The organism is Fibrobacter sp., from assembly GCA_024399065.1.
Lineage (GTDB): Bacteria > Fibrobacterota > Fibrobacteria > Fibrobacterales > Fibrobacteraceae > Fibrobacter.
This window is the reverse complement of sequence record JAKSIB010000010.1, coordinates 73,583-86,785: the sequence shown is the minus strand read 5'-3', so window position 1 is coordinate 86,785 and position 13,203 is coordinate 73,583. Positions and strand designations below refer to the sequence as shown.

At 50.6% G+C, this 13,203-nt stretch carries 11 protein-coding genes; 7 read left to right on the top strand and 4 right to left on the bottom strand.

Annotation, left to right across the window (positions count from 1 at the left end):
• Nucleotides 1–106 precede the first annotated feature (106 nt).
• Nucleotides 107–1,432 carry a chromosomal replication initiator protein DnaA gene (gene dnaA / locus MJZ25_06910; protein ID MCQ2123901.1) on the bottom strand — a complete coding sequence of 442 codons (1,326 nt, stop codon included), beginning with the start codon at nt 1,430–1,432 and terminating at the stop codon, nt 107–109.
• 385 nt (nt 1,433–1,817) lie between these two features.
• Here dnaA and MJZ25_06905 point away from each other — a divergent pair, with 385 nt between their 5' ends.
• From MJZ25_06905 to MJZ25_06880, 6 genes are all read left to right on the top strand, one after another.
• Entirely contained in the window at nt 1,818–2,270 is a 453-nt protein-coding gene (locus MJZ25_06905; protein ID MCQ2123900.1) for a hypothetical protein, read from the top strand.
• Nucleotides 2,263–3,381 carry a squalene/phytoene synthase family protein gene (locus tag MJZ25_06900; GenBank protein MCQ2123899.1) on the top strand — a complete coding sequence of 373 codons (1,119 nt, stop codon included), beginning with the start codon at nt 2,263–2,265 and terminating at the stop codon, nt 3,379–3,381. The genes MJZ25_06905 and MJZ25_06900 overlap by 8 nt, the downstream gene beginning before the upstream one ends.
• Nucleotides 3,381–4,019 carry a signal peptidase II gene (gene lspA / locus MJZ25_06895; GenBank protein MCQ2123898.1) on the top strand — a complete coding sequence of 213 codons (639 nt, stop codon included), beginning with the start codon at nt 3,381–3,383 and terminating at the stop codon, nt 4,017–4,019. The genes MJZ25_06900 and lspA overlap by 1 nt, the downstream gene beginning before the upstream one ends.
• Before the next feature lie 29 nt (nt 4,020–4,048).
• Complete coding sequence (locus MJZ25_06890) at nt 4,049–5,338, top strand: RluA family pseudouridine synthase (GenBank protein MCQ2123897.1); 1,290 nt, start codon at nt 4,049–4,051, stop codon at nt 5,336–5,338.
• A gap of 29 nt (nt 5,339–5,367) precedes the next feature.
• The gene (locus tag MJZ25_06885) at nt 5,368–6,816 is read left to right on the top strand and encodes a Mur ligase domain-containing protein (GenBank protein MCQ2123896.1); all 1,449 of its coding nucleotides are present in this window, start codon (nt 5,368–5,370) and stop codon (nt 6,814–6,816) included.
• Nucleotides 6,817–6,927: 111 nt separating this feature from the next.
• Nucleotides 6,928–8,046, top strand: a complete 1,119-nt coding sequence (locus MJZ25_06880) for a GGDEF domain-containing protein (GenBank protein ID MCQ2123895.1) — start codon at nt 6,928–6,930, stop codon at nt 8,044–8,046.
• Between the two features lie 73 nt (nt 8,047–8,119).
• Here the strand turns inward: MJZ25_06880 and MJZ25_06875 are convergent, their stop codons facing one another.
• From MJZ25_06875 to MJZ25_06865, 3 genes are all read right to left on the bottom strand, one after another.
• Complete coding sequence (locus tag MJZ25_06875; GenBank protein ID MCQ2123894.1) at nt 8,120–9,142, bottom strand: agmatine deiminase family protein; 1,023 nt, start codon at nt 9,140–9,142, stop codon at nt 8,120–8,122.
• A gap of 167 nt (nt 9,143–9,309) precedes the next feature.
• The gene (locus MJZ25_06870; GenBank protein MCQ2123893.1) at nt 9,310–10,173 is read right to left on the bottom strand and encodes a carbon-nitrogen hydrolase; all 864 of its coding nucleotides are present in this window, start codon (nt 10,171–10,173) and stop codon (nt 9,310–9,312) included.
• Between the two features lie 58 nt (nt 10,174–10,231).
• Nucleotides 10,232–11,374, bottom strand: coding sequence for a DUF2914 domain-containing protein (locus MJZ25_06865; protein ID MCQ2123892.1), 1,143 nt, complete (start codon nt 11,372–11,374; stop codon nt 10,232–10,234).
• Between the two features lie 120 nt (nt 11,375–11,494).
• Here MJZ25_06865 and MJZ25_06860 point away from each other — a divergent pair, with 120 nt between their 5' ends.
• Nucleotides 11,495–13,198 (top strand): proline--tRNA ligase, encoded by a 1,704-nt coding sequence (locus MJZ25_06860; GenBank protein ID MCQ2123891.1) that lies wholly within the window; start codon nt 11,495–11,497, stop codon nt 13,196–13,198.
• Nucleotides 13,199–13,203: the final 5 nt, after the last annotated feature.

Genomic DNA, 13,203 nt, shown 5'->3' with positions numbered 1-13,203 from the left:
CTCCAATTGCGCAAAATTTATTCTATATGAGATCCCCGTACTTAGCAACGGAAATGACCGATGTTTTGGATCAAGCTGTGATCAAATCTTTAAATAAAACGCGATACTAATCGTGGATGCTGTTCTTCAAGCTTTCGATCAAACGTGCAAAGCTGGGATCTGTTTCCATCTCCTTCTTGATGCTCTTGATGGCGTGAACCACGGTGGAGTGGTCCTTGCCGCCAAAGCGGGAGCCGATGCTCTGAAGGCTGATGGGGGAGCATTCGCGCATAAGGTACATGGCGACCTGACGGGCCTTGGAAATTTCCTTGGTGCCGCGGCCAGATTCGATAAGCTTTGCTTCGGGCACTTCGTAGTGCTTGGAAACGGTGTGGAGCACGGCGTCCAGGCTTACGCGGCGGCGGAGGGTCGGAGCGATTTCGGCAACAACCTTCTGGGCGATGCTCATGTCGATATCGTGGCTCATGAGGCTGGACTGCAAAGTCAGCTTGATGATGGCGCTTTCCAGGCAACGGACGTTGCTTGCGATGCTTTCGGCCAAGTAGTGCAGAACTTCGTCGCTGATTTCCAGGTGACGTTCCTCGGCCTTCTTGTGGAGAATGGCTTCGCGGGTTTCGACGTCAGGCGGCTGAATGTCGACGGTGAGGCCCCAGGCGAAACGGCTGACGAGACGGTCGGAAAGGTTCTTGACTTCGGCGGCGGGTGCGTCGGAGGTAAGCACGATCTGCTTGCCTGCCTGATGCAAGGCGTTAAAGATCAGGAAGAATTCGTTCTGGGTTTCGTTCTTGCCGGTCCAGTTCTGAATATCGTCCACCAGCAAGATATCAACTTCGTTACGGTAGAAGTCGCTCATTTCGGTGATGCGCTGTTCGCGCAGGCACTTCATGTACTGCTGGGAAAAATCTTCGGAAGTCAAATAGCAAACGCGCTTGGTGGGGTCTTCTTCCAGGATGTAGTTACCGATAGCCTGAAGCAAGTGGGTCTTGCCGAGGCCGGAAGAACCGTAGATGAACAGCGGGTTGTACTGAGTTCCATCGGGGTTGCGAGCTACTGCGAGAGCTGCGTTGAATGCCAGCTGGGCCTTGTCGCCCGGCACGAAGTTTTCGAAACGGAAACTGCCGGAAAGGGGAACGCTGGGCTTTACAAAATCCTTGAAGGTGTTCTGGGAGGAAGCCTGCTGAACAACAACTTCCTGCTGGGGCTGGAATTCGAATTCCATGGCGGAATCGTCGTGGGTGACTTCCTTCCAAGCCAAGTTGATCAAAGCCTTGTAGGCGGTGTAGACGGAAGCGTCCAGTCCGGAGGGAATGGAAATAACGGCATGACCGGTGGTCTGACTAACCAGTTTGGTCTGTGCGAAGTAGGTCTTGAAAACCGTGTCGGACAGCATACCGCGGAGGTAGTTTAAGCATCTTTCCCATTCAACTTGCATCTTCACATCCTTGCCAACGAAGTGGCATCACTAAGTCTATCAACAATTAGGCTACCAAATATAGAAAATTTAGCTTAATTGTTGATAAGTTTGTTCCAAAAGGGTTAAAAGTTTGTGTAAAAGAAAAGTTTACATTCTTCGTAACTAGTTGAATATCAATGGGTTAAAAAAGGACATTTGTTCAAAATTGCCGATTTTGGCTCATTAGGGGCAATTTGGGGGTTAAAACCAAATTGTTGATAAGTGGCCTTTTACGTTTTTTCTAAATTTGGCCCATATGGATATTTTCGCAAGTTTGGATTACTGGTTTTGGGTTCCTGTTTTATTTTGGATAGGCTTGTTTTTTTGGTTCTATAGGGTTTCTTATCCCACTTACCTGAAAAAATTGCTCAAAAAAGGTCAAAAATGGGTCTTTATCCCCAAATCCAAGGGGTATTGGCTCCTTGGCGACGTGACTTTTTCCCTGATCGTGGCCGTTTCTTCCGTTTTGCCTTCCATCTGGGCTTTCAATAAGTGGAACGTTCTGCCTTTGGAATACGCTCTAGCCGAAATTCCCCTGTTCCTGGTTTTGACCTTGGTGCTGAGCAGCGTGGCGAAGAAGAAAACCGTTGCCTTGTACCGTTCCGCCTATTTTTTAGCTTACCGTAAGGTTCGTTACGAATCTGATATCAAGGGTAACTTCAGAAACGAGGCCGACATTCAAAACAGGACCGTTTGGTATTTTGCAAAGAACTTGAAAAATGCCGAAGCCCACGGTCGCCTGTGGAAGTACGTGAATGCCATGGCCAAGACAAAGAAGATTCCACCCGACATTTATGCGGAGACAATGTATGGCTAATATTTTGGACCAGGTTGGGATGGGCGAGGCAGTTCTCGAAGGCAAGAAGGCTTGGACTTATGCCGAAGAGATTTTGCTTCAGGTCTCCAGAACTTTTGCGCTTAACATCAACGTGCTGAAGGGTAAACTGCACAAGAGCATTTTGCTCGCCTACTTGTATCTGCGAATTGCAGATACAGTGGAAGACGATCCGGATATGAAGGCTTCTGAGAAGGAAGTGGTTCTGGATAAGTTTGCCGAGATTTTCAGGACTGCGGAACTCCGCGACGAGGCGGTGGAAGCCTTTGAAAATTCCCTGCCCGAAAGCTGGCGCAAGTCCGAACATCCTTATATGAATTTGTGCTTGCACACCCATGTGGTGGTTCCGCTGTTGAAGGAATTGCCGGAGGTGTATGCGGCTCCTGTTCGTGACGTGACGGTTGAAATGTGCGGCGGCATGGCGAAGTTTGCTCTCCGTCAGGAAACGGCATTGAGCAGTGGCTGGTTCACTCTGGAATCGGTAGCTGACTTGGACGAATACTGCTACTATGTGGCTGGCATCGTGGGGAAACTTTTGACTCACCTTTTTGCCGCAGACACTTGCTTTATCGGTGCTGCCCGCAAGGCTGAAATGCAGAAACTTGATGTGAGCTTCGGTCTGGCCCTTCAGGTGGCTAACATCGTGAAGGACTGCCGCGAAGATTCCGAACGCCGCGTGTGCTTTATTCCCGAAGAAATTTGCAGACGCCACGGTTTTGAACATTCCTATGATATGTTCAAGCCTGCAGAAGAATTGCCTGGGGAAGGTTCTGCAGAACGGGCCGACTTCGATAAGCGTCGCGCCGCTGTAATGAACGAACTGGTGCAGAAGACTTGGAATCATCTGGCCGATGCAATCGCCTACACCAAGCTTGTTCCCAACATCAAGATGCGCACCCGCCTGTTCTGCCTGTGGCCGCTGTTCATGGCTGCCGAGAACATGAAGCTCATCGGCGACGGTTCCTCCATTTTCGCTTCTGATAAGAAGGTGAAGATTACCCGCGACACCGTGAAGAAGATTGTGAAATCTACCATGGCTCATTTCTACAGCGACAAGTGGATTGACAAGAAATTTGAAGAGGTTCGACCCTAATGAAGTTTTATAATAAATTGCCCTTTCACATTGCGATCATCGTTTTCAGCATTGTCTCTGACCAGCTTACAAAGCTTTGGGCCTTGGCTCGTTTCACCAACGATACCGGTGCACAGAATCACGAAGTCATCAATGTGGTCGGTGAATTGGTCCGTTTCCAGTTGGTGTTCAACAAGGGTGCCGCCTTCAGTAGCCGTCCCCAGGACCTGATGCCATTCTTGCCGGCATGGGTTTTCTTCCTGCTGATTTCCATTGTGGCTGCAGTGGTGTTGTTCTGGTTCTATAAGAGCATCGACAAACGTGATTACTTGAGCCGCCTTGGCATTGTGATGATTTTTGGCGGCGCCATCGGTAACTTTATTGACCGCATGCGCATGCAGATGGTGGTAGACTTTATCGATTGTGATTTCCCTGACTTTATCATGACCCGTTTTCCCACCTTCAACGTGGCGGATTCCTTTGTGACCGTGGGCGTTGCCCTGGTGATTCTTTCTCCCGTGATCCTGAAGAAACTGCATAAGCAAATCAAGGAAGAAGAAGCCGCAAAGAAGGCTGAAAAGGACGCTGCGAAGAGTGCAGCTGACGAATCTGAAAAAGTCGCCGAAGAAGCCGAGGCTGAAAAGACTGAATCCAAATAACCTTAGAGCGAAATAAACTCGAAGCTATTATGAATTTTATCGTAGACGAAAAGAAGAATGGTGAACGCATCGACAAGTTCCTTGTTGGCGTTCTTGAAAATGTTTCCCGTACCGACGTGCAGAAGATGATCGCTGCCGGCGAAGTGAAGGTGGGTGGTATTCCTACTCCCAAGAACTTCCGTGTGGAAACAGGCATGGTGGTGGTGGCCGGCGAAATTCCTGAAAAGGAAGCTAGCACCTTGGAACCTCAGGATATTCCTCTGGACATCGTTTACGAAGACGATGACATCGTGGTCATCAACAAGCCCCGCAACTTGGTGGTACATCCGGGTAACGGCGTGAAGGACGGTACCTTGGCCAATGGCCTTCTGTACCACTTCAAGGAAAATCTTTCTACGGTGAACGGCGCTCTCCGTCCGGGTATTGTCCATCGTCTGGACAAGGATACTCCGGGCTTGATGGTGGTGGCAAAGAACGATAACGCACACCGTCACCTGGCACATCAGTTGGAAACCCGTACTCTGCACCGTACTTACAATGCTCTGGTGTGGGGTCACGTTCGCGACTTGGAAGGTACTATTGATGCGCCCATCGGTCGTAACCCGAAGAACCGTTTGAAAATGGCTGTGGTGAACGGCGGCAAGGAAAGCCGTACTCATTACACCGCCAAGAAGTTCTTTAACTTCGCTACTTTGCTGGAACTTCAGTTGGAATCTGGCCGTACTCACCAGATCCGTGTTCATAGCCGCTACATGGGCCACCCGGTGGTGGGCGATCCTTTGTACGATGGTCGCGAAGGCTGCTTGAACCGCGTATCGCCCTTGATGCGTGAATATGCAGAAAAGGCTTTGGAAATTGCTCCGGCCCAGCTCTTGCAGGCTGTAAAGATTGAACTCATCCACCCCACAACGGGCAAGAAGATGAAGTTCAAGGTTCCTCTGGAAAAGTCTTTTGACAAGGTGCTGAAGCTCTTGAAGAAGGAATGCCCGGAAGACGCTCCGAAGTTCGATGACGATGAAACCGCATTCCATGAACTGGATCCGGAAATGCGTTATTACGACGAAGGCGACGACTTCGATGACGAATATGAAAGCGACGAAGTCCTGGCCCTTATGCCGGAAGAGGCTTGCCCCTACAAGGAACGTAAGACTCGTGCTGAACGTTTGGCTGAACGCAAGGAACGTGCTGCCGCCCGCAAGGCCAAGGCTGCCGAACGCAAGCTCATCAAGCAGATGAAAGCTGCCCGCCGTAAGGGTGTCGCCAAGGAAGACTTCGTGGAACCCGGTTACGAACCAACCATCGACCCGGACTTGCTTTAATTTTTGAAAGGCGCAGGAGTCGTCAAATTATGGAATCTTATTTCTTTATCGGTGTAGCTGGTGTTGGCATGAGTGCCATTGCCCAGTACTTGTCTGGCCGCGGTGTTGAAGTTCGCGGTTCCGACCGTCAGTTTGGTGAATTCCTGGCAGGCAATTGTGAAAAGCCTCGCGTCATGGAGCAACTGGAAGAATGTGGCGTCAAGTGCTTTGCCCAGGATGGTTCCGGAGTTTCCGCAGATTTGACCGCCGTGGTGGTCAGTACCGCCATCGAAGATACTAATCCGGATTTGAAGCGTGCCAAGGAACTTGGTGTTGCCGTAATGCACCGCAGTGAAATGCTGGCTAAGATTTCTAAGGAAGCAAAGACTATTGCTGTGAGCGGTACCAGCGGAAAGTCCACTGTGACTGCCATGATTTATCACATTCTGCAGTACGCCGGTTTGCAGCCTTCTGTCATGACTGGCGCTGGCCTTGTGAATTTGCAGAAGGAAGGCAAGATTGGTAACGCTGTCAGCGGCTCCGGCGAATGGCTGGTGGTTGAAGCTGACGAAAGCGATGGAACTTTGGTCCGTTACGAACCTGAAGTAGGCCTCATTCTGAATGTGGACAAGGACCACAAGGAAATGAGCGAATTGCAGGAAATCTTCGGCAAGTTCCGCAGCAACATTTTGAATAACGGCAAGACTTTGATTGTGAATGATGCCCACCCGCTGGCAAAGCCTTTCAGCCAGGATCGTCATAACGATTTTGGTACTGAAAGCTATGTGGGCGTTCAGGGCATTGACTTCCGCACCGAAGGCCCATCCATCATTTTCCGCTGCCGCCACAATAATGAACTGGTGAAGTTTACGGTGCCGCTGCCGGGCCGCCACAATATGGAAAATGCCCTGGCTGCAACCGCTGCCGCGTTGCAGGCCGGCGTAAGTCTTAGGACTTGCGCGGACGCCCTCAGCTCTTTCCCGGGTGTGTTCCGCCGTCATCAGATTCTCGGCACCTTCAATGGTGTGACCTTGGTGGATGACTTCGCACACAATCCCGCAAAGATTTCTGCCAGCATCAAGAGTGCCCAGAGCTTTACCGCTGGCCGCGTTCTCGCCTGGTTCCAGCCTCATGGTTTTGGCCCTACCCGTTTCCTCCGTAACGACCTGGTGGAATTCATCAACAAGGCTCTGCGCAATCCCTCCGCTGCAGCTGCCGGCGCACAGTCCGCAGCAGAAAATGGCGCCGCCGATTCCATGTACTTCAGCGAAATCTATTACGCTGGCGGTACTGTGGTTCGTGACATCTCCGCCGGAGATCTGGCCAACGACCTGGTGGCCCTTGGCTCAGATGCCCGCTACATTGAAAATCGAGATGAATGCGCCAAGGCCATGGTCGCCGACGCCAAGGCCGGTGACACAATCCTCCTGATGGGCGCCCGCGACCCCAGTCTGGAGAAGTTCGCCCAGAGCGTCCAAAAACTCTTGGAAAACAAGTGATTTACACGAAAAACCCCGCTATTAACACGCAAATGGCGGGGTTTCGTCTACCCAGATTTGTTTTATTGAATGCTGGAATTTATATTAATTACAAATATATTGGCGGATGATATGGAAAGTTCTTTGACAAGCATTTTTATTGCAGATGGGTTTGGTGTAGTACTGGTTGCCGTGCTTTTGGCTGGCAATCGCTGGTTGTTGCGCTCCAGATCCATTGAAAATAGAGCTTTGCTTGCCATGGTCATCCTCACGATGATCAGCTGCGCCATTGACCCGCTCCTCTTTGCCATTGACGGAATCAATAATTCCGCTCTCAGAATTTTGGCCATTGCCGGAGATAGCTGGCTCTACGTTTCCAACCTGCTTTGCGCATTCCTTTGGCTGTTCTTCTTGACCAAGTATGCCTGCGGCGGAATTTCCAAGGGACATCTGAATTTTCTTTTGGCCGTGGTGGGCTTGGGTCTTGTGGGTATTGTTGTCAATTTGTTCTACCCGTTCATTTTCAGTATCAGTGAAGAAAACCTTTACCATCGTTATGGAGGCTACTGGATTTACACCAGTGTGGATTACTTGATTACCTTGGATAGCATCGTTGTTTACCTCTGGAAGAAATCCAAGAATGGCGTGCTGAGAATTTTCCCCATTGGAGTTTACCTGTTCCCTTTGATGATTGGCACTTTCGCCCAGACCATGTTCTACGGCGTTTCCACTATCGCAGCAAGCCTTGCTATTTCTATGGCTGGTGTGCTGACCACCTTGCAGAACGACTTGATTTTCAAGGATGGATTGACGGGTCTTTTCAACCGAATTTATCTGGACCATCATTTGAAATCCGTGGCCCAGGGCCGAGATTCCGTAATCAATGCCTTGATGTTGAACATGAAGGGCCTTAAGGTGATTAATGAAAGGTTTGGCCATGCCGTTGGTGACGAAGCCCTGAAAAACTTGGCCAAGGTTCTGCAGAAATCCATGGGTGACGTGGGTGTTCCCCTCCGTTATTCCGGTGACGAATTTATTGTGCTGCTCAAAACTCAGAACAATGCGGAAATGAATTCCTGCATTCAGGCTATTGAAATCAGTCTTGAAAAGTTCAACACCAAGTCTAATGCACCTTATGAATTGGCTGTGGCTATTGGTTCTGCCCAGCAGGATTTGCGCGTGCATGGCGTCGATGGCTTCATCAACACCATCCATACCAAAATGCGTGAAAACAAGGGTAAGGTTCCCTAGTCGGATTTAAGACTGCGACGAAGAATTTTCGCAAACGTTTATAAAAAAAGCCTCTCTTTCGAGAGGTCTTTTTTTATTTGCTTTCGTGCTTGCTCATGCAGTGCAGGCTGCCGCCTTCCTCAATCACGGTACGGCAATCAATGCCGATAACCTTCAACTTGGGGAATACGCTTTCGAAATACTTCTGTGCGATGGCGTCCTTCGGGCTTTTGTACTTGGGGAAAATGAGAGCGCCGTTGGCATGAATGTAGTTCATGTAGCTGGCGGGGAGGATTTGGCCGTCGTCAAGAACGCGCTGGGGCGGGAGAGGCAAGGTGTCCACCTTGGCCTTCTTGCCGTAGTGAGCCTTCATGAATTCTTCGATGAGGAGCTTTGCTTCGGCGAGGATCGGAGTGTTGGGACTCTTCTTGGAATCTTCCCAGCACATGACCACGCGATCCTTGGCAACGAAACGTGCGACGTTGTCGATGTGGCCGTCGGTGTGGTCGCCGTGGAGACCGTGGGGGAGGACCAGCAAAGATCTGAGGCCGAATGCGTTGCAGATAGCCTTGATGACCTTGGAAAGATCCTTGTCTGCGTTACGGTTCTTGCCGATAAGGCAATCCAGAGTGGTAATGCCGAGACCGTCACCATTCACTTCAATAGCGCCGCCTTCAAAGATATAGGGAACGCTCTTGTCCATCTTGTAGCCGAAAGCGTCGGCGATGGTTTCAGGAATCTTGTCGTCGTGGTTCCACGGCGGGAACTTGGCACCCCAGGCGTTGAACTGGGTTTGGGAAATCACAGTCTTGTCGCCCTTCTTCAGGAAGAACGGACCGTAGTCACGAATCCAGATGTCGTTGGTCTTGATAAAGATGACGCTCACCGGGAAGGGACGGTCTGCGATAGCGAACTTTTCTTCGAAGGTCAGGAAGTTCTTGCTGGGAACCAGGACGTTCACCGGCTGGAATTCACTGATGGTGCGGATGAGGTTGATGTAGAACTTGCGAATGTTTACGCCACGTTCGCCGTACCAGTTCTTCTTATTGTGGGGGAAGGCCAGCCAAGTGGCTTCCTGTTCTTCCCATTCTGCGGGATAACGAATAGATGTTGCCATAAAAAACACCAGGTTTAATTATGAGTTATGAAGTATGAATTATGAGACATATAATCGCGCCTATTCCACAAAGTGGATAACGGCAACTAAGAAACAAAGTTTCAAGTTTTGTATAGGCGCCTAATTAATTTCGTAATTCATAATTCGTAAATAGTAATTGGCGAAGCCTAGTCGCACCAAACTTTCAAGATGTCGCCGTAAAGGTCTACGCGGCGATCGCGGAAGTGCGGCCACCAGCGACGATTGAATTCAGTTTCACCCAAGTCAATTTCAACAATGGATGCGCCCAGAAAATCGGTGTCGCATTTCTTGATGAGGTAGCCATCCGGTGCTGCAACAAAGCTTGTGCCCCAGAAGGTGAGTTCGCCTTCGGTACCGATGCGGTTGGCGGAAAGCACGAAGGTGCGGTTGGCGATTGCGTGGCCGCGCATGACGGTGGTCCAGCTATCCTGCTGACGGGGGTAAAGTTCTGCAGGTTCAGATTTCATCCAGCCGATAGCGGTGGGGTAGATCAAAAGGTCTGCACCCTTCAGGCTCATGATGCGGGCTGCTTCGGGGAACCACTGATCCCAGCAAATGAGAACGCCAATTTTACCTGCGGAGGTCTTGATGGGCTCAAAACCGGTGTCGCCGGGGATGAAGTAATACTTTTCGTAGAAGGCGGGATCGTCGGGAATGTGGCTCTTGCGGTAGAGACCTGCAATGCTTCCGTCACGTTCAAAGACGAAGGCGGAGTTGTGGTAGATTCCGCGGGCGCGTTTTTCAAAGAAGGGGAAAACTACAACCGCATTCAATTCCTTGGCGATTGCCTGCCATTCCTTGACGATAACGTCATCTTTTTCGATGGCCATGTCAAAGAAATCAGCGTTTTCTTCAAACGGGAAGTAGGGCGTGTGGAACATTTCCGGGAGAACGAGGATGTCGATTCCCTGGCCCTTGAGCTTGAGAGCTTCGGCCTTGTACCATTCATTATTGGACTTGGTATCTCCAGTCCACTTTCCTTGGAGAGTAGCGGTCTTAATTTTCTTCATGGTATATAATTTAGAAAACCTGCGCGGAACTTCGGCGCAGGCTTTACTGAAAATGTCCTTATCTTAAGGAGTCTCTGACGAAGCCCTTTACGGGCATTCCCTCAAGAACTTCAAAGGCGCTGGCTCCTACGACGGCGCCGTTCTTGTAGGCGGTTTCCACGCGGTACTTTCCGGGAGGAACGTTCCGCTTGTTGGAGTAGATTCTGAAGCCAGATTCACGACCGCCGTTCATTACCATACGTCCGGACGATATTTTGTCTGTAAGCTTGTACTTGCCGGTAGTGGGATCCTGGTAGTACCAGCGGAATTCTAGGCCTGCCTTAAGCTTTGCTGGAGCAAAGACGGAAGAGAGGAAATAGACTTCGTTTCCGTCAACCCTGTGGACCGTCGGAATTTCCAGGTTGAGCCTCTGGAAAATAGTGGGATAGTCTACGTCGCAGGAATAGTTCTTTTTGTCAAAGTTCTGGCAGACCATCTGCTGCTTGAGAACCAGAGGCACGGGCGGAACCCAGTTCATCAAGTAAGCCACGGTCAAAAGGATGCTAATCAAAACAGGAACCACCATCATGCGCTTGGGACGGCGTGCAATTTTCCATACCAGGAAACAGATTCCCAGGGAAACCACAGTGCTGAGGAAGAACCATCTGAAACCGATGCCATGAACAAAGTAGGGTATGGTGAAGTTCAGCACCATGGTGCCCAAAAGGCAGAACAAAGCTAGGTTCAATGCGAAACTTTCATAACGCTTCTGGAGAAATTCGTTTCCTACCAGAAGGGCTGCCAGCAAAAGCACAAGAATGAAGGATGCCAGGGAACCACTGCTCTTGAAGTAGCAGACCACTAGGGCGCTGAACATACCGCCGAAGAGGAATTGCAAAACCCAGGTGAATCGGGCTTTCCACACATCGCTCCATTCGCGGTCCAGCAACTTGTTGCGTGCTGCGATGGCGTTGCGTGCAAGGAATTTTCTTTGAGGTTCGGCAGGTTCCTCCGCGACTTGCACGATGCGGGCCGACAGGAGGATAATGAAAATCAATGCCCCGATATAGTAGGCCACCAGAAAGGCCAGGTCGGAGTCGTTGATGGACATGCCCAAGGTGATGGAATCCCAGGCAAAACCGCCCAAAAAGGCTACGGCCGGGATAAATTTCTCGATTTTCTGAACAGCAGGTTTAGCGCGAAGGTTATCAACAAATTCCATGTGTTGAAAAATACAAAAAAGGGGTTGAAAAACAGCACCTTCGGTAAAAAAGGCTGCTGTAAAATTGCTAATTTGTAGCCCGTAAATTTGTCTTATAATCCACTGGATTAAAGGAATATCATGAAACTCTCTAAGTACTTCTATGTCACGCTCCGCGAAACGCCCAGCGACGCTACCATGCCCAGCCACATCTTCTTGATGCGTGGCGGTTATATCAAGCCCGTTTCTACCGGTATCTACTCCATGATGCCTATCGGCTACCGCGTGATCCAGAAGATCACCAACATCGTTCGTGAAGAAATGAACAAGATCGGCGGTATCGAAGTGGACCTCCCGGTGGTTCAGACTGCTGACCTCTGGAGCGAATCTGGCCGTTACCAGGCCATCGGCGAAGAACTCCTCCGCTTCAAGGACCGTAACAACCACAACATGGTGCTGGCCATGACTCACGAAGAAGCCATGACCGATATGGCCCGCTACGTTCTGAACAGCTACAAGCAGCTTCCGTTCATGCTGTACCAGTTCAAGACCAAGTACCGTGACGAAGCTCGTGCCCGCGGCGGTTTGATCCGCGTTCGCGAATTCCTTATGAAGGACGCCTACAGCTTCCATTCTTCTCAGGAAGACCTGGACAAGCATTACCAGGAAGAATATGATGCATACCTCCGTATTTACCGCCGCGTCGGTATTGAACCGGTGGTGGTGCAGAGCGATACCGGCATTATGGGCGGTAAGATTGCCCACGAATTCATGCTGGACACTCCCAACGGCGAAGACTACCTGATTCTCTGTAAGAAGTGCGGCTACCAGGCTAACCGCGAAATTGCAAAGTTCACTCGCGAAACCTACAAGGGCGATGCAAACAGCGCAAGCGCCATGCCCGAAAAGGTTGAAACACCCCACTGCCCGTCTATTGAAGAACTGAGCGCATTCCTGAAGATCGACCCGAAGTCCACCGCCAAGTGCGTGTTCTTCGACTTCGAAGGCAAGCTCATTACCGTTATGGTTCCGGGCAACCTGGACGTTTCCGAAATTAAGCTCCATAACCTCCTGAAGGCCAAGGAACTTTATCCGGCAGACGACGCTCTCATCAAGTCCTGCGGCATGGTGCCGGGCTTTGCAAGCCCCATCGGCGCACACGACACCCGCATCATCGTGGATGAAGCTCTTGCCGACGCTTGTGACCTCGTTATGGGCGCAAACGAAGAAAACTATCACCTCATGCACTGCACCCCGAAGCGCGACTTCCCGGCATTCGAAGTGGCCGACATCGCTGAAGCACAGGGCGGCTGCAAGTGTCCGAACTGCGGCGAAGAACTTTCTGAAACCCGCGGTATCGAACTGGGTAACATCTTCAAGCTGGGCACCAAGTTCTCTGAATCCATGGGTGCCAAGTACCTCACTGCCGAAAAGACCACCGCTCCTGCAATCATGGGTTGCTACGGTATCGGTATTGGCCGCTTGATGGCTTCCGTTGTTGAAAACAGCCACGACGACTTCGGCCCCATTTGGCCCAAGTCCATCGCTCCGTTCCAGGTGGAAATCGTTCCCATCGGCAAGGAACCGGAACTCATGGAACTTGCAGAAAAGTTCGAAAAGGAACTTGAAGCTGCAGGCATCGACGTCCTTGTGGACGACCGTGACGAACGTCCGGGCGTTAAGTTCAAGGATGCTGACCTCTGGGGTTCTCCGGTCCGTATCGCTATCGGCAAGAAGGGTCTTGCAAACGGCGAAGTGGAATGGAAGTTCCGTAACGAAAAGGAATTCTCCATGGTCAAGGTCGAAGAAGTTGTTGCCAAGGCTCAGGCTTACTTCGCAGAATAAGTTTT